At 73.3% G+C, this 21,414-nt stretch carries 20 protein-coding genes; 8 read left to right on the forward strand and 12 right to left on the reverse strand.

All coding sequences use genetic code 11. The features are described 5' to 3' along the window. Positions 1–25: 25 nt before the first annotated feature. Positions 26–814 carry a DNA repair protein RecO gene (recO, locus tag H505_RS46320; RefSeq protein WP_051301496.1) on the forward strand — a complete coding sequence of 263 codons (789 nt, stop codon included), beginning with the start codon at positions 26–28 and terminating at the stop codon, positions 812–814. Continuing rightward, positions 811–1,608: an isoprenyl transferase gene (locus tag H505_RS0134495; protein ID WP_026405581.1), complete on the forward strand. Its 798-nt coding sequence runs from the start codon at positions 811–813 to the stop codon at positions 1,606–1,608. Before recO ends, H505_RS0134495 begins: the two co-directional genes overlap by 4 nt. 97 nt (positions 1,609–1,705) lie before the next feature. Here H505_RS0134495 and H505_RS0134500 read toward each other — a convergent pair whose 3' ends face one another. Then, the gene (locus H505_RS0134500) at positions 1,706–2,131 is read right to left on the reverse strand and encodes an OsmC family protein (protein ID WP_026405582.1); all 426 of its coding nucleotides are present in this window, start codon (positions 2,129–2,131) and stop codon (positions 1,706–1,708) included. 147 nt (positions 2,132–2,278) lie between these two features. On the opposite strand from H505_RS0134500, the gene H505_RS46325 reads away from it, so the two are divergent. Beyond that, entirely contained in the window at positions 2,279–3,262 is a 984-nt protein-coding gene (locus H505_RS46325; protein ID WP_125611651.1) for an NHL repeat-containing protein, read from the forward strand. A gap of 80 nt (positions 3,263–3,342) precedes the next feature. Here the strand turns inward: H505_RS46325 and H505_RS0134510 are convergent, their stop codons facing one another. From H505_RS0134510 to H505_RS46335, 5 genes are read right to left on the reverse strand one after another with little or no spacing between them, the layout of a single operon-like run. Then, positions 3,343–3,723, reverse strand: coding sequence for a Fur family transcriptional regulator (locus tag H505_RS0134510; protein WP_026405583.1), 381 nt, complete (start codon positions 3,721–3,723; stop codon positions 3,343–3,345). After that, positions 3,720–4,610 carry a metal ABC transporter permease gene (locus H505_RS0134515; protein ID WP_026405584.1) on the reverse strand — a complete coding sequence of 297 codons (891 nt, stop codon included), beginning with the start codon at positions 4,608–4,610 and terminating at the stop codon, positions 3,720–3,722. Before H505_RS0134515 ends, H505_RS0134510 begins: the two co-directional genes overlap by 4 nt. After that, on the reverse strand, positions 4,607–5,317 hold the full coding sequence (locus tag H505_RS46330) for a metal ABC transporter ATP-binding protein (RefSeq protein WP_425248279.1): 711 nt from the start codon (positions 5,315–5,317) through the stop codon (positions 4,607–4,609). Before H505_RS46330 ends, H505_RS0134515 begins: the two co-directional genes overlap by 4 nt. Continuing rightward, positions 5,314–6,294, reverse strand: a complete 981-nt coding sequence (locus tag H505_RS0134525; RefSeq protein WP_034521280.1) for a metal ABC transporter substrate-binding protein — start codon at positions 6,292–6,294, stop codon at positions 5,314–5,316. Before H505_RS0134525 ends, H505_RS46330 begins: the two co-directional genes overlap by 4 nt. A gap of 32 nt (positions 6,295–6,326) precedes the next feature. Further along, positions 6,327–6,638 carry a DUF6703 family protein gene (locus tag H505_RS46335; RefSeq protein WP_051301498.1) on the reverse strand — a complete coding sequence of 104 codons (312 nt, stop codon included), beginning with the start codon at positions 6,636–6,638 and terminating at the stop codon, positions 6,327–6,329. A 46-nt stretch (positions 6,639–6,684) separates the two neighbouring features. Between H505_RS46335 and H505_RS0134535 the strand changes: the two genes are divergently transcribed. The 3 genes from H505_RS0134535 (at position 6,685) to H505_RS0134545 (ending at position 10,122) form a co-directional block, all read left to right on the forward strand. After that, positions 6,685–6,969, forward strand: a complete 285-nt coding sequence (locus H505_RS0134535) for an antibiotic biosynthesis monooxygenase family protein (RefSeq protein WP_026405586.1) — start codon at positions 6,685–6,687, stop codon at positions 6,967–6,969. 216 nt (positions 6,970–7,185) lie between these two features. Continuing rightward, complete coding sequence (locus H505_RS46340) at positions 7,186–8,517, forward strand: DUF1906 domain-containing protein (protein WP_051301499.1); 1,332 nt, start codon at positions 7,186–7,188, stop codon at positions 8,515–8,517. Between the two features lie 237 nt (positions 8,518–8,754). Next, positions 8,755–10,122 (forward strand): glycine--tRNA ligase, encoded by a 1,368-nt coding sequence (locus tag H505_RS0134545; RefSeq protein ID WP_026405587.1) that lies wholly within the window; start codon positions 8,755–8,757, stop codon positions 10,120–10,122. Between the two features lie 135 nt (positions 10,123–10,257). On the opposite strand, the gene H505_RS0134550 is transcribed toward H505_RS0134545, so the two are convergent. After that, positions 10,258–10,932, reverse strand: coding sequence for a hypothetical protein (locus H505_RS0134550; RefSeq protein ID WP_157433245.1), 675 nt, complete (start codon positions 10,930–10,932; stop codon positions 10,258–10,260). 289 nt (positions 10,933–11,221) lie between these two features. Here H505_RS0134550 and H505_RS0134555 point away from each other — a divergent pair, with 289 nt between their 5' ends. Then, positions 11,222–11,719: a hypothetical protein gene (locus H505_RS0134555; protein WP_026405589.1), complete on the forward strand. Its 498-nt coding sequence runs from the start codon at positions 11,222–11,224 to the stop codon at positions 11,717–11,719. Positions 11,720–11,780: 61 nt separating this feature from the next. Beyond that, positions 11,781–14,057, forward strand: coding sequence for a protein translocase subunit SecD (gene secD, locus H505_RS0134560; protein ID WP_026405590.1), 2,277 nt, complete (start codon positions 11,781–11,783; stop codon positions 14,055–14,057). Positions 14,058–14,124: 67 nt separating this feature from the next. Here the strand turns inward: secD and H505_RS0134565 are convergent, their stop codons facing one another. From H505_RS0134565 to H505_RS0134585, 5 genes are all read right to left on the reverse strand, one after another. Then, positions 14,125–15,210: a DUF4190 domain-containing protein gene (locus H505_RS0134565; protein WP_026405591.1), complete on the reverse strand. Its 1,086-nt coding sequence runs from the start codon at positions 15,208–15,210 to the stop codon at positions 14,125–14,127. 81 nt (positions 15,211–15,291) lie between these two features. Next, positions 15,292–16,533, reverse strand: a complete 1,242-nt coding sequence (locus H505_RS0134570) for a DUF4190 domain-containing protein (RefSeq protein WP_157433246.1) — start codon at positions 16,531–16,533, stop codon at positions 15,292–15,294. A gap of 80 nt (positions 16,534–16,613) precedes the next feature. Continuing rightward, entirely contained in the window at positions 16,614–17,741 is a 1,128-nt protein-coding gene (locus H505_RS0134575; protein ID WP_026405593.1) for a hypothetical protein, read from the reverse strand. Positions 17,742–18,081: 340 nt separating this feature from the next. After that, on the reverse strand, positions 18,082–19,119 hold the full coding sequence (locus tag H505_RS0134580) for a septum formation family protein (protein ID WP_026405594.1): 1,038 nt from the start codon (positions 19,117–19,119) through the stop codon (positions 18,082–18,084). A 129-nt stretch (positions 19,120–19,248) separates the two neighbouring features. Beyond that, positions 19,249–21,135 carry a glycoside hydrolase family 15 protein gene (locus H505_RS0134585; protein WP_026405595.1) on the reverse strand — a complete coding sequence of 629 codons (1,887 nt, stop codon included), beginning with the start codon at positions 21,133–21,135 and terminating at the stop codon, positions 19,249–19,251. Positions 21,136–21,414: the final 279 nt, after the last annotated feature.

Genomic DNA, 21,414 nt, shown 5'->3' on the forward strand with positions numbered 1-21,414 from the left:
CGGCCGGGTGCGCCAGAATGAACGGGTGACCCTCTACCGCGACGAAGGCGTCGTCCTGCGCACCCAGAAGCTGGGCGAGGCCGACCGCATCGTGACGGTGCTGACCCGGCGGTCCGGCCGGATCCGCGCCGCCGCGAAGGGCGTCCGCAAGACGAAGTCCCGGTTCGGCGCCCGGCTGGAGCCGTTCACCCACGTGGACCTCCAGCTGTACGAGCGGCGGTCGCTCGACCTCATCACGCAGGCCGAGACGCTGCGCCCCTACGGCGAGCGCCTCGTCTCCGACTACCCCCGCTACACGGCGGGCATCGCGATGCTGGAGACCGCCGAGAAGCTCACCGCGGAGGAGGGCGAGCCCGCGCTCCGCCAGTTCCTCCTCCTGGTCGGCGGGCTGCGCACGCTCGCCGACCGCAGCCACGACGCCCGCCTGGTCCTGGACGCCTACCTGCTGCGGTCCCTGTCGGTCGCCGGGTGGGCGCCCGCGCTGGACGAGTGCTGCCGGTGCGGCGCCCGCGGCGGGCTGCGCGGCTTCGCGATCGCCGCGGGCGGCGCCGTCTGCGCGAACTGCCGCCGTCCGGGCGCCGCCACCCCGGCGCCGCCCACGTTCCGGCTCATGCTGGCGCTGCTGCGCGGCGACTGGGAGTACGCCGACGCCAGCGAGCCGCGCCACCGCGCGGAGACCAGCGGCCTCGTCGCCGCCTACCTGCAGTGGCATCTCGAGCACGGGATCCGCTCGCTGCGGCACGTGGAGCGCGACGGCTTCGACGAGACCGCCGGCGACCCCGCCGGCGGAGACGACATCAGGGAGAGAGTGTGAGCAGGGCTGTTCTGCCGCCGGAACCGCACCGGGACGGGGCGAGGCCCCCCGCGATCCCGGCGGATCTGGTGCCGCGGCACGTCGCCATCGTGATGGACGGCAACGGCCGCTGGGCCAAGGAGCGCGGGCTCCCGCGCACCGAGGGGCACAAGCGCGGCGAGGACTCGCTCTTCGACGTCATCATGGGCGCGATCGAGCTGGGCGTCCCGTACCTGTCGGCGTACGCGTTCTCCACCGAGAACTGGAAGCGCTCGCCGGACGAGGTGCGGTTCCTGATGGGCTTCAACCGGGACGTGATCCGCCGCCGCCGCGACCAGCTCCACTCGATGGGCGTCCGGGTCCGGTGGGCGGGCCGCCGCCCCCGCCTCTGGCGCAGCGTCATCAAGGAGCTCGAGACGGCCGAGGAGATGACGCGCGACAACGACGTCCTCACCCTGCAGTTCTGCGTGAACTACGGGGGCCGCGCCGAGATCATCGACGCCGCCGCGGCGATCGCCCGCGACGTCCGCGACGGCCGCCTCAACCCCGACAAGCTCGACGAGAAGGTGTTCGCCCGCTACCTGGACGAGCCGTCGATCCCGGACGTCGACCTGTTCCTGCGGTCCTCCGGCGAGCAGCGCACGTCCAACTTCCTGCTGTGGCAGTCGGCGTACGCGGAGATGGTGTTCCTCGACACCCTGTGGCCCGATTTCGACCGCCGCCACCTGTGGCACGCGTGCGAGCTGTACGCCTCCCGCGACCGCCGCTACGGCGGCGCCGTCCCCAACCCGGTGGAGCCCGCCGCCACCACCTGACCCTCCGCGGCACGCCTGCGCCGCGGCACGCCGGACGGGACGGGACGGGACGGGCCCGCACGCGTCCGCGTGCGGGCCCGTCCGCCGGTGCGGCGCCCTACACCAGCGCCGCGTCCAGCGTGATCTTCGTGCCCGCGAGGGCCTTGCTGACCGGGCAGCCGGCCTTGGCGTCCTGCGCGGCCTTCTCGAAGTCGCCCGCCGACAGTCCCGGCACGCTGGCCCGGACGGTCAGGTGGATCCCGGTGATGCCCTCGCCCGGCTGGAACGTGACCTCGGCTTTCGTGTCGACCTTCTCCGGCGGCGTCCCGGCCCCGGCGAGGGCGTGCGAGAGGGCCATGGAGTAGCAGGTGGAGTGCGCCGCGGCGATGAGCTCCTCCGGGCTGGTCTTCCCGCCCGGCTCCTCGGCGCGCGACGGCCACGTCACGTCGAACGTGCCCGTCTTGGAGGAGTCCAGCGAGACCGTGCCCTGGCCGCCCATCAGCGGCCCTTCCCAGTGCGCGTTGGCGGTGCGAGTCGTAGCCATGCGGGCATTCTCTCGTGATCGTGACGCGTACGTCACATCGGGTCCGCCCGCGCCCGGTCGGCTTTAGGTCGTCTTTCGGGGCCGGTTGATCAACTTGGCGCGTCGCCGGCCTTGCGGAGAGGCCGATCAATCCCGGAAAGGGAGCAGATGAGAAGAATCGCCTGCGCCGTGCTGGCCACGGTGCTGCTGGCGCTGATCCCCACGCCCGCGAAGGCCGACGCCGGCGCGGACCGCCTGCCCGACGCCCACGTCGTCCCCGGGGACCGCGCGTTCCCGACGGGCATGGCGTACGACCGCCGCACCGGCCACTTCTACGTCGGCAGCGCCGAGGACGGCACCATCTACCGGGGGCACGTGACGCGGCGCGACCTGGAGGTCTGGTCGCCCGACGGGACGGACGGCCGCAGCGTCACCTCCGGCCTGGCCCTGGACGGCGCCGGGCGCCTCTACGTGGGCGGCGCCGACACCGCCACCCTGCGCGTGTACGACGTGCGCTCGCGGCGGCTCCTCGCCACGCTGCACGGGACGGGCGGCGGGTTCGTCAACGAGATCGCCGTCGCCGGCGACGGGACCGTCTACGCCACCGACTCGTTCCGGCCGGTCGTCTACCGGATCACCCACCGGAACGGCGACTGGCGGATCGAGAACTGGCTGGACGTCGCCGCGACGCCGGTCGACTGGGTCGAGGGCCGGCACAACCTCAACGGCATCGTCGCCGTCGGCCGCCACCTGCTCACCGTCAACAGCGCCACGGGATCCCTGTGGCGGATCGACCCGCGCGACGGCGCGACCACCGAGGTCGACCTGGGCGGGCACCGGCTGCACAACGGCGACGGGCTCGCCTGGCGCGACGGCCGGCTGTACGTCGTCCAGGGCAACCTGAACCAGGTGCCGGGACTGGTGCCGCAGGTCGCGGTGGTCGCGATGCCGTCCGAGGTCGACCGGGGCCGGTACGTCGCCCGGTACGTGCCGCCGGGCGGGTTCCGCCACCCGAGCAGCATCGTGCTCACCCCGACGCGCGTCATGGTCGTCAACAGCCAGTACGACCGGTGGCTGGAGGGCCTCCCGCCGGTGACCCCGTTCACCGTCTCCAGCCTGCGGCTGGGCACCGCCGAGCCGGTCGCCGGCTGACGGCGCGCCCGGCGGCCGCGGCCGGACGGGCGCCCGCGAGGGCGCTCCCGACGCGGCCGCCGGGCGGTTCCGGGCGCGGGTCAGGAGGAAGCGCAGTCGGCGCAGGTACCGAAGACCTCGACGGTGTGCGTGATGTTCGTGAAGCCGTGCTCGGCGCCGATCGCGTCGGCCCAGCGCTCCACGGCGGGGCCCTCCACCTCGACCGTCCTGCCGCAGCCCCGGCAGACCAGGTGGTGGTGGTGCTCCTCGGTCCGGCAGGCGCGGTAGACGGCCTCGCCCTCGTCGGTGCGGAGCACGTCGACCTCGCCCGAGTCGCTGAGCGCCTGCAGCGCCCGGTAGACCGTCGTCAGGCCGATCTTGGAGCCGTCGGCGCGCAGGTCGGCGTAGATGTCCTGGGCGCTGCGGAATCCCTCGCAGCCGGCCAGCGCCTGCCGCACCGCGTCCCGGCGGGCCGTCGTCATCCTCTGAGCACCTCCGCCTCGGCTTCCCTGCCGGGACCGGCCGGGTCCGGGATCACCTCCCGGGCCTCGCCCGTCCGGGCACGTCCGCGTCGAACCACGGTCCCCCCGGCGACCGCGACCGCGAACACCGCCAGGGCGAGCAGCACGATCGAGGGACCCGGGGGCAGATCGTACTCGAAAGAGCCCGCCAGCCCCGTCACGGCCGACAGTACCCCGACGCCCATCGCCAGCAGCATCGTCCCCCGGAACCCGCGGGTGACCTGCTGCGCGGCCGCGACCGGAACGATCATCAGCGCGCTGACCAGCAGCAGGCCGATCGCGCGCATGGCGATCACGACGGTCGCCGCGGCCGTCACCGCGATGAGGATGCTGAGGAACCGGACGGGCAGGCCCGCGGCCCGCGCGACCTCCTCGTCCTGGCACAGCAGGAACAGCTCCCGGCCGAACACGGCGATGACGCCGAGCACGACGACGGCGAGCCCCGCGACCACGTACAGGTCGGACGCCGTCACGCTGGTGATCGAGCCGAACAGGTAGGACTGGAGGCTCGCGCCGCCGCCCTCCCGGTTCGTGAGGATCACGCCCCCCGCGAGGCCGCCGTAGAAGATCAGCGCGAGGGCGACGTCGCCGCCGCTGCGGCTGCGCGCCCGCAGCACCTCGATCGCGATCGCGCCGAGCACCGACACGGCCAGCGCGGCGAGCACCGGGGAGGTGCCGGTCAGCAGGCCGAGCCCGATGCCGGTCAGCGCGATGTGGCCGACGCCGTCGCCGAGCAGCGACAGCCGCCGCTGCACCAGGAACGTGCCGACGGCGGGGGCGGTCAGCCCGATCAGCAGCGCCATCGCGAAAGCGACGCGCATGAAGTCGTACTGCAGCATCTCGATCACGCGGGCCTCCCCAGCGGCTCGGTGTCGCGGACGACGCGGCCGTGCGCCAGCTTGACCGTCCGGGTGACGAGCGGAGCCATCGGGCCCAGCTCGTGCGCGACCAGGACGACCGTGCGGCCGGCCCCGGTCAGCGTGCCGAGCGTCGCGGCGAGCGCCTCCTGGCTGCCCGCGTCGACGCCGGCGGTGGGCTCGTCCAGCACGAAGGCGTCCGGCTCCCCGGCGAGCGCGCGGGCGATCAGCACCCGCTGCTGCTGGCCGCCGGACAGCAGGTGCGCGGTGTCGCGGGCCCGGTCGGCGAGCCCGACCGCGGCGAGGGCGCCGTCCACGGCGGCGCGGTCGGCGGCGGACGCGGGACGCCACCGGGACCGCCGGGCGACGCGGCCGGACGCCACGACCTCGCGGACGGTCGCGGGGACGCCGCCGCCCATCGGCAGCCGCTGCGGCACGTACCCGACGCGCTTCCAGTCGCGGAACCGCGCGGGCGCCTCCCCGTAGATCTCGGTGCGGCCCGCCGCGAGCGGGACCAGCCCGAGCAGCGCCTTCACCAGCGTCGACTTGCCCGCGCCGTTCGGGCCGAGGACCGCGACGACGTCGCCGGCGGCGACCCGCAGGTCCACGCCGGCCAGCACCTCGCGGCCGTCCCGCCGGACGTGCCCGCCGGTCATGGCGAACGGCGGTGCGAGCGGTGCCGCGTCGTCTCGTTTCATGAGCATCCCAGGGCGGGTCGCAAGGTCTCCAGGTTCCTGTTCATGATCGTCAGGTAGTCGTCCGACGATCCCTCCTCGACGCCCTCGACGGGGTCGAGCACGGCGGTCTTCACACCGGCCTCCCGGGCGAGCGTCTCGGCGACCTTCGGGCTGACGAGCGTCTCGGTGAAGACGGTCGTCGCGCCCGCCTCCTTGACGTGCTCGGTCAGCTCGGCCAGCCGGGCGGGGGAGGGCTCGCTGGACGGGTCGACGCCGGCGATCGAGATCTGCGTGAGCCCGTACCGGTGCGCCATGTAGCCGAACGCCGCGTGCGCGGTGACGATTCCCTTGCGCTCGCAGGAGGCGAGACCGTCCTTGAACTTCGCGTCGAGGTCGGTGAGCCGCTTCGCGACCTCCTGCGCGCGGCTCTCGTACTCCGCGGCGTTCTCCGCGTCGACCTTCGCGAGCCGGTCGCCGAGCGCGGTGGCCACGGTGGCCATGCGGCTCGGGTCCAGCCAGATGTGCGGGTCGTACCCGGCGTCGCCGTGGTCGTGGCCGTGCTCGCCCTCGAGGCCGTGCTCGTGGGCGTGCTCGTGGGCGTGCTCCTCCTCCTCGGCGGGCGGGGGCAGCGTCTTCACCGCGCTCGCGGCGTCGAGCGCCGACTTCTCCGCGTGCTCGCGGACGGCGTCGTCCACGGCCGGCTGCATGCCCTTCACGTAGAGGGCGAGGTCGGCCCGCTGGACGCTCGCGACCTGCTTGGCGGTGAGCTCCAGGTCGTGGGGCTCGGCTCCCGGCGCGGTGAGGGTGCGCACGTGGACGTCGTCGCCGCCGACCCGGCCGGCCAGCCACGCCATCGGGTAGAAGGAGGCGACGACTTCGGCGGTGCCCGCGGGGGCGTCGCCGTCCGCGTCGCCGCAGGCGGTGAGGCCGGCCGCCAGCCCGGTCAGGGCGAGCGCGGCCGCGGGGAGGTTTCGCAGGGTTTTGCGGGATCTGAGCACGTCATCAGTATGCTCAAACCTGAAAATGATTGTCAAAACCGACCTATGATGCGCGCCACGGCGAACCCGGCCAGAACGGTCACCGCGACCACCCGCAGCAGCCGGCCCGGCGCGTCCAGCGCGGGCCAGTTGAGGTAGGCGAACCAGGCCAGGAACAGCGCCAGCACGAACAGGCCCGCCGCCGCGGCCCAGCCCGTCCCGGCCATGCCGAGCACCAGCAGCGCGAACACCGCGGCCAGGAGCGTCCAGCGCGGCAGCCGGTGCAGCAGCACCACCGGCGCGGCGCTCCACCGCTCCACCGCCGCCCGCAGGCCCGTCGATCCCGTCGCGCGCTCGCCCGGCATCCCGCCTCCCCTCTCCGTCCGCCCAACGTACTGCCAGGATGGGCGGATGATCGCGATAACCCGGTACCGGGTGCCCGGCGAGGACGCCGACGGCTTCGCCGCCCGCATGAGCGCGGTGCTCACCGCCTTGTCCGCCAGCCCCGGCTTCCGCACCGGCCGGCTCGCCCGCACCGTGGACGACCCCGTCCTGTGGGCCCTCGTCACCGAATGGGACGGGGCAGGATTTTACCGGCGGGCCCTCGGTGCGCCCGCCGTCCGGATGGAATTCATCCCGCTGGCCGCGTACGCCGTGGACGAGCCGGGCGCCTACGAGATCGTGACCACCGCGTGATCGTGACCACCGCGTAGCCCCCGACGCGTAGCCCCCGCCGCGACGTCTCCGCCGGGTGAACGGCGGCCCGCGACACGCGGAGGCCCGTCCCAAAACCGGGCAACCGGCGGGCAAGATCCTTCCGGGCGCCGTTTCGGCACCGCGTCCAAGGTGATCTTTGCCGCGTCACGATCATGTCGCGGGCCGCCGGGCCCGGCGATCCTCGGGGGAGACGCGATGCGCCATGCCGTCCTGCTCAGCGCCCTGACCGGGGCCGCGGTCCTCGCGCCCGTCGGCGCGGTCCTGTGGGAGGCGCCCGCGCGGCCGGCGGCCGGGGCGCCCGCCGCGCCGGCCGCCGCGACCGCCGAAGCGGGCACCGGGGGCGCGGAGCGCGTCGTCCGCTACCGGGGGCTGCGCATCCGGGTGCCGGACGGGTGGGAGGTGCACCGGCTCGACCGCGACCCCGCCCGCTGCGTCCGCTTCGACCGGCGGGCCGTCTACCTCGGACGGCCGGGGGAGCGGCCCGACTGCCCCGCCCGCGTCGTGGGCCGCGCCTCGGCCGTCCACGTCGCGCCGCTCGGCGACGGCCGGTCGTCCCGGACGGCCGTGCGCGCCGACCGGCTCGCCTCGTACACCGTCGAGCCGTCCGTCGACCGCGAGACCCGGGTCGCGCTGCCCGAGGCGGGCGTGGCGATCACCGGCGTGTACGGGGACGATCCCGCGGCGCTCCAGCGCGTGCTGCGCGGCGTCCGGCTCAGCGCGTCGTGGCCGGGGGAGGACGCCCCGGCGACCGGGCGCCGCGCCGACCCCGAGCCGCCCACGCCGCGGGCGTCCGGCAGCGGCGGCTCCGCGGCCGCGCCGCAGGCCCCCGGCGCCGCGCCGCGGCGGCCCTGGACGCGCGGGCGCGGGTTCGACACCTGCACCGCCCCGTCCCTCGACACGATGGCGCGCTGGCGGGACGCCTTCGAGGTCACCAACATCTACATCGGCGGCGCGGCGCGCGGCTGCGCCCAGCCGAACCTCACCGAGGCGTGGGTGCGGGAGGTCCGCGGCATGGGCTACCGGATCACCCCGACCTACGTGGGGCTCCAGGCGCCTTGCGGGCCCCGCCCGCAGCGCTTCACCAAGCGCAACGCCGCGGAGCAGGGCCGCGAGAACGCCGTGGACGCCGCCCGCAAGGCGCGCGACCTCGGGATCCCGCCGGGCGAGCCGGTCTACCTGGACATGGAGGCGTACGACACCTCCAAGAAGGGGTGCCGCAAGGCCGTGCTCGACTTCGTCGACGCCTGGGTGGGCGAGCTGGAGAAGCAGGGCTACCGGCCCTGCATGTACAGCAGCGCGGCGTCCGGCGTCCGCGACGTGGCCCGCGCGTCCGGGATCAGGAAGCCCGACGGCATCTGGTTCGCCAACTGGGACGGCCGCGCCGACGTGTACGGCGACCGGTACTTCCCGGACGACCTGTGGTCGCCGCACCGCCGCATCAAGCAGTACCGCGGCCCCCACAAGGAGCGGCACGGCGGCGTCACGCTCAACATCGACAGCAACATCGTCGACGGCTACGCCTACTGACGCCCGAAAAGCGGTCGCGGATGTGCGGAGGCGTGTGCGAGCCTCACGGCAGGGGACCCGCTCCGGTGCCCTAAGCTGGGGAATGCTCGGAGGCGCCGGGGAGGACCGCGCCTCGGACGCAATCACCGGGGATCACACTCGCCGCCGTCCGCCGTTCCCGCGGACCGGGGGCGCACTCACTGTCCCGCCGACCGCCAGCCGGATGGAGAAGGATTCATGGCACGCCGTTCCGACGTGATGGAGACGATCGTCAATCTCGCCAAGCGGCGGGGTCTGGTCTACCCGTCGAGTGAGATCTACGGCGGGCTTCGCGCCTCCTGGGACTACGGCCCCCTCGGCGTCGAACTGAAGAACAACGTCAAGCGCCAGTGGTGGAAGTCCATGGTGCAGGGCCGCGACGACATCGTCGGCCTCGACTCGTCGGTGATCCTGGCCCGCGAGGTCTGGGAGGCCAGCGGCCACGTGCAGGCGTTCGTGGACCCGCTGACCGAGTGCCAGTCGTGCCACAAGCGCTTCCGGGCCGACCACCTGGAGGAGGCGTACGAGGAGAAGCACGGCCGCCCGCCCGCGAACGGCCTGCACGACCTCGCCTGCCCGAACTGCGGCGTGAAGGGCTCCTTCACCGAGCCGCGGATGTTCAACGGCCTGCTCAAGACCTACCTCGGCCCCGTCGAGGACGAGTCCGGCCTGGCCTACCTGCGGCCGGAGACCGCGCAGGGCATCTTCATCAACTACAAGAACGTGGAGCAGTCCGCGCGGCGCAAGGTGCCGTTCGGCATCGGCCAGATCGGCAAGTCGTTCCGCAACGAGATCACGCCCGGCAACTTCATCTTCCGGACCCGCGAGTTCGAGCAGATGGAGATGGAGTTCTTCGTCAAGCCCGGCACCGACGAGGAGTGGCACCAGTACTGGATCGACGAGCGGTTCCAGTGGTACGTCGACCTCGGCATCCGCAAGGAGAACCTGCGGCTCTACGAGCACCCCGCCGAGAAGCTGTCCCACTACTCCAAGCGGACCGTGGACGTCGAGTACCGGTTCAACTTCGTCGGCGGCGAGTGGGGCGAGCTCGAGGGCGTCGCGAACCGCACCGACTACGACCTGTCGACGCACTCCAAGGCGTCCGGCGCCGACCTGTCGTTCTTCGACCAGGAGTCCGGCGAGCGGTACACCCCGTACGTCATCGAGCCCGCGGCCGGCGTCGACCGCTGCACGCTGACGTTCATGATGGACGCCTACGCCGAGGACGAGGCCCCGAACGCCAAGGGCAAGATGGAGAAGCGCACGGTGATGCGCCTCGACCGCCGGCTCGCCCCGGTGAAGGTCGCGGTGCTGCCGCTGTCGCGCAACGCCGACCTGTCGCCGAAGGCCCGCGACCTCGCGGCGCGGCTGCGCCGGCACTGGAACGTCGACTTCGACGACGCGGGCGCCATCGGCCGCCGCTACCGCCGGCAGGACGAGATCGGCACCCCGTTCTGCGTCACGGTCGACTTCGACACGCTCGAGGACGACGCGGTGACCGTGCGGGAGCGCGACACGATGAGCCAGGAGCGCATCGCGATCTCGCAGGTCGAGTCGTTCCTCGCGGCGCAGCTCGTCGGCTGCTGACCGCGGGGCGTCCGCGCGGCGTCCGGACACGATGAGGACGGGCCGCCCCCGGGAAGGGGGCGGCCCGCCGTCATGGGAGTCGGGGTTCGGTGGGAGCGGTTCGGCCGGCGACGTGCGCCGGCCGGGCGGCGTGCGTCAGCCGGTGACGTACAGCGACTGGTCGTAGGTGCCGGAGCCGGGCGTCGACTCGCCGAGCAGCTCGTAGGTGGCGGTGACGGTGGCCTTGGACGGGCAGAGGAAGCTGCCGCCCTGCTTGGAGACGGTCGCGCCCGCGACGCCCACCTGGGCCTGCCCGTTGCCCGTGTCGGGACGGTTCGGGTTGTCGCCGTTGAAGCCGTCGGCGGTCAGGGTGCCGCCGAAGACGCAGGTGATGCCGCCGAACAGGTCGACGACGGCCTGCACCCGGAAGTTGGCGATCGTGACGCTCGCGTCGCGGCCGCGGGTGCCGTTCGGGTCGTGGGCGACGGCGCCGCCCGTCCACGGCAGGTTCTGCGCGGTGATGGTGGACGACGTGGTCCCGGAGCACGGGCCGCCGTTCGCGCCGCTGAAGCTCGCCGACGCGATGGCGAGGTCGGTGCCGTCGGAGTCCACCGACCCGGTCATCGTCGACTCGTCGCAGGAGCCGCTGCCGATCGAGGTGGAGACCGTCGCGACGCCGAGCAGGGACGCCTGGACGTTGCCCGCGTAGGGGGCGGCGCCCGCCGAGCCCGCGCGGATCGTGGTGGTCGCCGCGGAGGCGGGGGCGGCGCCCGCGGCGAGGACGGCCACCGCGGCCGTCCCGATGACTGCAGCTTGCCTGATTCGTGCCACCGGATGCTCCTTTGTCCGGTTGGGGTGGGCATCGTGAAAGTAATTCGCTTTCAGATCCCCGGCAATACCGACCGGTAAGTACAGTGCCGACCGGATCCGGACACGCGGCCGTCCCCGCAGGTCGGGCGGACCTGGCCGGAATGGGAAGGCCGATGTGGCGGCGGACGCCCTTGACAGGAAAGTTTGTCGGTTGGTCAAACCCTCGGCGAACCCGGAGCGTCCGGCCGCCGGTGTGGGCTAGGTTTGCCAGAGCATCGCGGCGAGCCGAGGACCAACGACGGGAGGGACCATGCAGCGCCCTCCCAGCACGCCCGGCCGGGCGGGCCTGCGGGCGCGGGCCTCGCGGTACGCCGGGCGGCGCGCCGCCCCCGCGGGACTCCTCGCCCGGATGCTCGTCGTCGCGCTCGGCCTGCTCGGCCTCGTCGGCGGGCAGGGCCCGCACACCGCCGCGTCCGGCGGGTCCGGCGCGTCCGCCTCCGTCTCCGGGACCGGGCTGCGCACCGGCGCGGTCCAGGGCGTCCCGTCACGCGGACGGCCCGCGCCCGCGGGCCTCGCCGACCGCGGCAACGCCCGGCACGCGGAGGCCGCCGCGGCGGCGCTGGCCCGGCAGACCGACGCGCTCGCCGCCCCCGACTGGCAGGCCGAGGCCGCGCTGCCGCCTCCGGACATCGACGTCCCGCCGCCGCACGCGCCGGCCGTCCGTCCGGCGGCCGCCCCCGACCGCCCGGCGGCGGTGCCCCGCGCCGCCCCGCGCGGGCGCGCCCCGCCCGTTTCCGCACGGATCTGACGACCGTTCGCGGCGCCGCGCCCCCGCGGCACCGACAACCCCGTGTGGAGAGGTTTCCCCTTTGACTCGCGCCACCCTGGTGCGGGCGGTACTGGCGTTCGCCGTGCTCGCCGCATCGCTGTACTTCGCGCTGAAAGAACCCGCCCGGCTCGGCCTCGACCTGCGCGGCGGCACGCAGATCGTCCTCGAGGCGCAGGACACCCCGCAGGTCGAGGCGAACCGGGAGTCGACCGACCGGGCGCGCGAGGTCCTGCAGCGCCGGATCGACGCCCTCGGCGTCGCCGAGTCGTCGCTCACCCGGTCCGGTGAGCGGCGGCTGATCGTCGAACTGCCCGACGTGCAGGACCCGTCCCGCGCCGCCGAGGTGATCGGCCGCACCGCCCAGCTCACCGTGCACCCCGTCCTGCCGCCCACCGCCGAGGAGCCGAAGCAGGGGCAGCAGCGGATCAACGACGAGAGCGGCCAGCCGATCCTCATCGGCCCGGCCAAGCTCACCGGCGACCAGATCGGCGGTGCCGAGGCCGTCTACGACCCGCAGAACCTCAGCGGGTGGGCCGTCACCATCGACTTCCGCGGCAACGGCGACGACATCTGGCAGCAGATGACCGCCGAGGCCGCCTGCAAGGCCGGCGACGAGCGGCGCGCCGCGATCGTCCTGGACGGACGGGTGATCTCCTCGCCCGGGGTCGTGCAGAGCGTCCCCTGCGGCGTCGGCATCAGCGGCGGCTCCACCCAGATCACCGGCGACTTCACCCCCGACGAGGCCAAGGACCTCGCCGCGCTGATCCAGGGCGGCTCGCTGCCCGTGCCCGTCAAGATCATCGAGCAGCGGGTGGTCGGTCCGACGCTGGGCGACGAGGCCATCGACGCCAGCGCCCGCGCGGCGGTCATCGGCATCGCGCTGACCGCCCTGTTCATCACGGCCGTCTACCGCCTCGCCGGCTTCCTGTCGATCATCGCGCTGTGCACGTACGCGCTGATCTCCTACGCCGCGCTCGTCGCCATCGGCGCGACCCTCACCCTGCCCGGCCTCGCCGGGTTCGTCCTCGCCATCGGCATGGCGATCGACGCGAACGTCCTGGCCTTCGAACGGGCCAGAGAGGAACGCGGCTTCGCCCCCGGACGGCATCCGCGCCTGGCGCTGGACACCGGCTTCAACAAGGCGTGGTCGGCGATCGCCGACTCGCAGGTCACGACCCTGCTCGCCGCCGCCCTGCTGTTCTTCCTCGCGTCCGGCCCGGTCAAGGGCTTCGGCGTCACCCTCACCATCGGCGTCATCGCCTCGCTGATCTCGGCGATGCTGATCAGCCGGGTGCTGCTCGACGCCGCCGCGACGTGGATGCCGCGCGTGATGAAGTCCCGGGCCGGCGGCCTCAGCGGTCCCGGCCGCATCCGCCGGTGGCTGGAGAACAGCGGGCCCGACCTGATGAAGCGGCGCCGGCTGTGGCTCACGATCTCCGGGCTCGCGGTCGTCCTCGCCGTCACCGGCATCGCCACCCGCGGCCTGAACTTCGGCGTCGAGTTCACCGGCGGCCGCATCGTCGAGTACTCCACGGCCCGGACGGTCGACATCGACGTCGCCCGCTCCGCCGTCTCCGACGCCGGGTTCCCCCGCGCGATCGTCCAGACGTCCGGCGAGAAGGACATCTCCGTCCGCACCAGCGACCTGTCCAACCAGGAGGTCGAGAACATCCGCAAGGCGCTCGCGGAGGAGGGCGGCGAGGCCACCAAGCAGCGCGACGAGCTGATCGGGCCGAGCCTCGGCAGCGAGCTGCGGCAGAAGGCGCTGATCGCGCTCGGCGTCGCGCTGCTCGCCCAGCTCGCCTACCTGACCATCCGGTTCCGCTGGACGTTCGGGGCGGGCGCCGTCCTCGCGATGTTCCACGACGTGCTGATCGTCGTCGGCGTCTTCGCGTGGCTCGGCAAACCCATCGACGGCGTCTTCCTCGCGGCCCTGCTCACCGTCATCGGCTACTCGGTCAACGACTCGGTCGTCGTGTTCGACCGGGTGCGCGAGCTGTGGGGCGCCAACCCGAAGAAGCCGTTCGCGGAGATCGCGAACATGGGCGTCCTGCAGACGATCCCGCGGACGATCAACACCGGCATGGGCGCCCTGTTCATCCTCGCGGCCCTCGCCGTCCTCGGCGGCGACTCGCTCACCGACTTCGCGATCGCGCTGCTGATCGGCATCGTCGTCGGCACGTACTCCAGCGTGTTCACCGGGACGCCGCTCGCGATCGTGTTCGAGCGGTACGCCAAGTCGCCGCCGCCGCACGAGAAGAAGAAGTCCCGCCCGTCCCGTCCCCGCTCGGCGGACGACTCGGGCGCCGTCGTCTGACCGGCCCCGTGCGACCGGCCGCGCCGCCGGCGCCCACCAGGGCGCCGGCGGCGCGGACCGTCCGGCCTCACTTCGACACGATCGACTCCTTCAGATCGGCGCGGTCGAGCCTGCCGACAAAGCACAGGACGGGCGCGTTCCGTATCCCCTGCTCGGGCTTGCCGACGTACCGGGTGATCTCCAGTTCGACGGCGGGTGCGCCGGGGAGCTTCCGCTGCGCCTTCGCGACGCACTCGCGGTCGGCCTCCTCGTCGATCTCCTGCTGCGGGCGCGGGTACCACGTCGCGCCCTCGAAGGCCGGGACGCCGAAGTTCGCGAAGAGCTGGTAGCGGTGCGGCCGCGTGCACGGGACCGGCCGGGCGATCTCGACGGGCCACGTCTCGTAGTCGACGTCGTCGAGGTCCTCGATGCACTTGCCGACCTTCAGCGTCGCGTAGGTCGTCAGGTCCGGATCGAGAGTCTCGGCCAGCCGGGTGTCGAGCACGTCCGATCCGGTGTAGTGCATGGCGCAGGTGATCGTGGGCTCTGCGCCCGGAGCGCCTGAGCCGACGTGCACGTACGGCTTGAGATCCGGGAGGAAGCGGCTCTTTTCCAGGAACGCCGCCCGTTCGACGCACAGCGGGGCGGCCAGGTCGACCTGTGTCGAGTCTTCCCGCCGTACCCCTTCTGCTCGCGGCGCCGCGCTGAGCGGGGCGATCGCGATCACCTCGCCCTGGTGGGGCCCGTCGCAGGGCGCGGTCTTCACCGACGCGAGCCGGGTCGCGTTCGGTGCGACCCCCGTGTAGCAGTCGCCTTCGCCGAGCGTTGAGAGTGGAACCATGCCGTTCGCGGACGTCCCGCCGGAGCGGCCGTCCCCGGTGGAGGGCGACGGCGCGACGAGGACGACGAAGACCGTCCACGCCGCGACCCAGGCGAGGGCCGCGCCCAGCCCGCCGATGGCGAGCCCCCGGCCCCCGGACGTCCCGCGCCGGGACCGGACGAGCGCGGCGACGCCGAACGCGACCGCGAGCGGGACGATCCCGAGGAGTCCGGTGACGAGGGCGGTGATCGCGAGCGGGCTCGCGCGGGGCGGCGGGGGCGCGTCGTCCGGGGCGGCGTCCGGGGGCCGTGCAGGGGATTCTTCGACGCTGTCAGCGTTCGGTGGCGTGGTCACGGAGCAGGAATCTAACGATCGCCGATAACGAACCGTGCACCGGCCATGTGTGACGCCGAAATGTGATCAAACAGGGACGAATCACTTCGTCACGATCGACTTCGTCAACGGCCGCTCGCCGGAGAGGCTGACGAAGCAGAGGGCTTCCCGGCTCGCGTGCCACGTCTCCGGCGTCGGCGTGATGAACGTGAACTCGTACTCGACGCCCTCCTGCTCGTCGATCCCCTTCCAGAACCGGTCGTCGCAGCCCTTCTCGGCCTTCTTGTCGATGTACTCCTGGTCGGGGGCGCCGGCCGGGTCACCGCGGTACGGGACCTCGAAGGCCGCGTACACCTGGTACTGGTGGGGCCGCGTGCAGGGCAGCGACCTCATGTACGTGTACATCCGCATGCCGGACACATCCTTGAGGCACTCGCCGACCTGCAGATGTTCGAACTTCTTCAGGGAGTCGTCCAGGGTGTCTCCCAGCTTGGTCGTGATCGGCTCGTCGCCGATGTAGTGCATCGCGCAGATGACGGCTTCGTCGCCGTCCATGGTCCGCGGCGCGTGGATGTACGGCTCGAGTTCGTCGTAGTGGCGGCTCGTCTCGAGGTGGGAGGTCCGGTCCGGGCAGACCTCGGACCCGTCCAGCAGCGGTGTGGCGGCCGGCACCCGCGCGATCACCTCGCCCCGGTGCGGTTCGGTGCAGGGCACCGCTTCGACGAGCGCGATCTGGACGTCGTCCGGCCCGAAGCCGGTGTAGCAGTCGCCCTCGCGGAGCGCCGAGACGTGGACCTTGCCGCCCTCCGTGATCCGCCCGGCCGCGTCCCGGTCGACGGAGAACTCGGCCACGACCGCGGCCGCCGCGACGGCCGCCGCGGCCACCGTCCACACGAGCGAGGCGGCCAGCCCGCCGAACGCGAGGCCCTTCCCCTTGCGCGTCCGGCGCCGCAGGACGACCAGCGCCGCGACGCCGAACGCGATCGCGAGCGGCACGAGGCCGAGCAGCCCGGTGACGAGCGAGACGATCGCCAGCCGGCTCGTCCGCCGCGGCCCGTCCGGCGCCGTCGACGCCTCAGGCCCGGGCGGCGGTACCGGCCCGGGCGGCGGCCCCGGCGGCACGGCCCCGGCCGGAGGAGGCGGCTGCGCGGGTCCGGGCGGCGGCCCCGTCGGCACCGCCGCGGGCGGCGGGACGGGGGCGGCCGGTGGGGCGCTCCCGGCGTCCGGCGGCGCCCAGACGATCGGGGGCGAGGAATCCGGGGACTCGGCGGTTCCCCGGCTCTCGAGGCCGTTCTCGTGGGGAGGTTCGCCGGAAGCCGCGCCGGAGGTGGGTGGCGTGCTCACGGTGCAGCACGTTAACGATCTTGAATCACGAACCGTGCACCGTCGGCGCTCCGCGCCGCGGATGACCGGTACCGGACACCTCAGCCGGGCATGATCGAGCCCCGCATGCCCTCGCCGTCGGCGCGCACGGTGCACAGCACGGTCAGGATCCCGCGCTCGCGGTCCGCCGGAAGCGGCGGCAGGGCCTCGATCTCCAGGCCGGGCTTCGGCGGCACTTTCCGGAAGAGTTTCCTGGCTTCGGCAGTGCAACGCGCGAGCGCGTCCCGGTAGACGAGTTCGCTGGGGAGCTCCGGAAGGGTCCCCGGAGCGTAGGTGCCGCCCACGGAGATCTCGTAGGTCGCGAACACCTCGTTCCAGTGCGGCTCGCTGCACGGGACGGCGGACGTCACGATCGGCCTCTCGACCGTCCGGCTCTTGATGCACGTCCCGGGAGTGAGCTGGTAGTACGCCTTGAGCGAGTTGTCCACCGTCGCGGCGAGGGGCGTCCGGAGTCCTGTGCCCTTGTAGTGCTGGGCGCAGACGATCCATCGTTCGCCCGCCTTGCCCCGGCCGGTTTCTAGGACGCCGAAAAGGGGAGCGAGCTGCTTCTGCGCACGGCTTTTCTGCAAGTACATGTACTTGTCCGTGCACACGATATTGGGCGTGCTGGGGGCCGCGTCGTCGGGGAGGGGGACGCGCGCGATGATCTCGCCGGTGTGGGGCGCCGTGCAGGGAACCGCCGTGACGGTTCCCAGGCTCTCGATCGGCGTCGGGAAGTCGTAGCCCCTGAAGCAGTCGCCGTCCCGCAGCTCCGCGAACGGGACCTCGGCGTTCGTCGTCACCGCGCCCGCCGCGTCGCGGTCGAGGGCCGGGTCGGACGACGCCAGGACCGCCGCCAGGGCCGCGGCCGCCGTCCAGGCGAGGGACGCCGCCAGGGCGCCGGCGGCCAGGGCCCGGCCCTTCCGTGTCCCCCGCCGGAGCCGGACGAGCGCCGCGACGGCGAACGGGACCGCGAGGGGGACCAGGCCGATCAGCCCGGTGATCAGCGCGACGACGGCGGTCCGGTCCGTTTCCCGGGCGGCCCGGTTCTCCGGAGGCGTCGGGGTCGCCGCTGCGGCGGCCCCGGCGGCCTCCGTGGCTTCGGTGGAGGCGGGAGGGAGGGCGTCCGGCGGGGTCCAGGAGCCGGCCGGGGCGGGGTCCGCCTCGCCGGCGTCGGGTGGCGTGGTCACGGGGCGGCAATGTAATGATCTTCCATCACGAACCGTGCGGCTTTCGGCGCTCGATGCCGAAACGTGACCGCCCTGGAGGGGGCGTCCGTCAGCGGGGGGCGAGGCTGCCGCGCAGCGGCTCGCCCGGGGAGGCGAGCAGGCACACGACCTTCCGGATCCCGCCCTCCCAGTCGTACGGGCCGGGCGGTACCGCGACGAGCTGCAGGCCGGCGGCCGGGGGCCGGGGCCAGGTGTCGGCCGCGATGGACTCGCATCGGTTCAGCGCCTGCGCCTCCAGGATCTCCTCGCCCGGATGCGGCGGGTACGTGAGCGGGGCGTGCTCCGCGTCGGGTTCGACCTCTTAGGTGGCGAAGACCTGGGCGGCGTGCGGTTTCGCGCAGGACACCGGCGCCACGAGGGGGAGCTTCTCCGGGGCCAGGTTCCTGACGCAGCGCCAGCGGGCCAGTTCGTCGAAGGTCCGCCGCCCGGGTTTCACCGTGTCGGCCAGCCGCCCCCGGTAGGCGCCGTCCGGGTGGTGCACGGCGCAGGCGGCCTCCCGGTCGCCCGTCTTCCAGTTCACGACGTTCGGCACCTCGAAGTAGGGCAGGAGGGACGGGTATGCGGTGCTCTTGCGCAGCCGGACGAGTTCGCGCCCGCACGCGACGCGGGTCGCCAGCTCGGCGCGCTCGCCGCCCGGCCACGGGCCGTCGGGCAGCGCCGCGCGCATGAGGACCTCGCCGGTGTGGGGTTCGGTGCACGGCACCGCCTCGACCAGGCGCAGCCGTTCGGGAAGGTCGTCGCCGGTGAAGCAGTCGCCTTTCCGCAGTACCGAGAACAGCGTGGTGCCGGGTTTCGAGATGGCGCCCGACCGGTCGCGCTCCACCGCGAACAGGGCCTCCAGGGCGACGGGCCCCAGCAGGTACACGATGGCGGACCAGGCGAGGGAGGCGGCGATGCCCGCGATGGCGAAGCTTCTGCCCCGCCGGTTCCCGCGCCGCAGGAGCAGTGCCGCGATGCCGAACCCGAGCGCGACCGGCACGAGGCCGAAGAGGCCGGTGACCAGGGCGATGACGGCGAACCGGGCCGTCCGCCGCTTGGCGGCCGGCGGGGGAGTCCCGGCGGCGCCGAGCCCGGCGGCGCCGAGCCCGGCGACGGGCAGGGGCGGCCCCTGGGACGGGGCGGCGTACGTCCCGGCGGGCGGCGGCGGTGACGCGTCCGTCTCGGGGAGGCCGGCGAAGGGCGGCGCTTCCGTTCCGGGCGCGTCCGCGAAGGGGAGGGCGCCCGAGAACGAGGCCGGGGCGGGGCTCGGGGCGTCCGGGAACGGGACGGCGCCCGTCGGCCGCCGCGTGGATCCGCTGGGGCTGTCGTCGGCGCCGGGGGCGTCCGGAGGCGTGGTCACACCGCGAACTTAATGATCTTGGACGGCGGACCGCGTTCGTTTTCGGAGGCGGCGGCGAATATGACCATTATCGGCCGTTGTGGTGAAACGTGCCGTGGCCGGGGCGGGGGCCCGGCCACGGCGGCGCGGTCAGGCGAGCGGCGGCTGGTCCTCGTCGTTCTCCGCCCGGATCACCTGCATGACCGCGTTGATCAGCGCCAGGTGCGTGAACGCCTGCGGGAAGTTGCCGAGGTGGCGGCCCGTGTGCGGGTCGATCTCCTCGGCGTACAGCTGCAGCGGGCTCGCGTACGACAGCAGCTTCTCGCACAGCGCCCGGGCACGGTCCAGCTCGCCGATCAGGACGAGCGTCGACACCAGCCAGAACGAGCAGATCGTGAACGTGCCCTCGTCGGACTCGAACCCGTCGTCGGTCTCGGACGCGCGGTAGCGCAGGACGAGATCGTCCTCGGAGAGCTCGTCGGCGATCGCCAGGACGGTCTCGCGGACCCGCTTGTCGTCGGCGGGCAGGAACCCGAGCAGCGGGATGAGCAGCGCGGACGCGTCCAGGGCCGTCGCGCCGTAGTGGGCGGTGAAGACCCCGCGGTCGTCGAGGGCGTTGGCGAGCACGTCGGCGTGGATCTCGTCGGCCGCGGCCTGCCAGCGGCGCGCGCGCTCGGCGTCGCCGCGGATGCGGGCCAGCCGGGCGCCGCGCTCGGCCGCCACCCAGCAGAACACCTTGGACGAGGTGAAGTGCTGGGGTTCGCCGCGCACCTCCCACATCCCGCAGTCGGGGGTGCGCCAGTTGGCGAGCGCGTCCTCCACCTGCTTCACGATGATCTTCCACAGCCGGTCGTCGAGCCGGTCGCGCTTGCGCACGAACAGGTACACCGACCCGATGATCGCGCCCCAGACGTCGTGCTGGGCCTGCATGTACGCCTCGTTGCCGATCCGGACGGGACGGGCGTTGTCGTAGCCCGACAGGTGGTCGAGCGTCGACTCGGGCAGCTCCTCCCGGCCGTCCAGCCCGTACATGATCTGCAGCTTGCCCTCGGCCGCCTCGGCGACGTCGGTGATGAAGTAGAAGAAGTCGTTGGCCTCCCAGTCGTAGCCGAGGGTGTAGAACGCCCACAGCGCCATGGTGGAGTCGCGGATCCAGGTGTAGCGGTAGTCCCAGTTCCGGTCGCCGCCGGGAGCCTCGGGCAGCGAGGTCGTCGCCGCCGCCGCGACCGCGCCGGACGGCGCGAACGTCAGGCCCTTGAGGGTGAGGGCGCTGCGCTGCAGGTGGGCCCGCCACGGGTGGTCGGGGAACCGGCCCCGGTCCAGCCAGTGCTGCCAGTGGTGGACCGTCCAGACGAGCCGTTCCTGCGCCTCCTTGTAGGTGGCGGGGGCGGCGTGCTCGCTCCAGGACAGGGCGACGAACCGGGCCTCGCCCTGCTTGAGCAGGGTGCGGGCGGTCGCCAGGGACCCCTCGAAGCCGACGTTCATGTCGGTCGTGAGCCGCAGCCCGACGCCGTTCCCGCGCGCGACGGCCTCGTGGTAGCCGGCGCCGGTGTGCTCCCAGCGGGCGGGCGTCTGCCCGTAGTCGAACACCGGCATGCAGTCGAGCCGGACCTGCACCTGGCCGTTCACGCAGCGCACCATGCGGAGCAGGACGTGGTCGGCGTCGTAGTCCGTGGGGGCGCGGCGGTGCGTGTGGGACCGTTCCGTCTCGTGGTGCCAGGGCCCCATCAGCAGGGCGTCCGTCACCACCAGCCAGCCCCCGTGCACCCACCAGGTCGTCTCCATGACCATGGTGCCGGGGATGTAGCGCTGCGCCGCCGGGACCTCCACCCCGGCCGGGCCGACGCGGAAGTAGCCGGCGTCGCGGTCGAGGATGGACCCGAACACGCTCGGCGAGTCCATCTTGGGCAGGCACATCCACTCGATGTTCCCGCTGGGGGCGACCAGCGCGGTCGTCTCGCAGTCGGACAGGAACCCGTAATCGGCGATGGGGGCGAACGGATCTCCCGCCCGGCCGCCGGCGACCTTCGGCCTCACAGCCTCACCTCCTTGATCCTCCATCATTCCCTCTCGCGTCCGGTGGCTACGCCATCGACGGGCGCGAATGTCGCCCCGGGCGTGCTCCGCCCGGGGAATCTGTGACGCATGTCCGGAGTGTCCTAGTGGAATAGACCACTATCCAGGATCTGACCTGCGAGAACGCCCCTCCGGTGACCGGGCGCCGAACAAACCATCACAGCGCGGGTACAGTCCCGGCAAACAGGGCAGCGGACACGCAACTGCCTGGGGGAACGCGATGACGCGCGCCTCCGGGGG

It is taken from the genome of Actinomadura rifamycini DSM 43936, from assembly GCF_000425065.1.
Taxonomy (GTDB): domain Bacteria; phylum Actinomycetota; class Actinomycetes; order Streptosporangiales; family Streptosporangiaceae; genus Spirillospora; species Spirillospora rifamycini.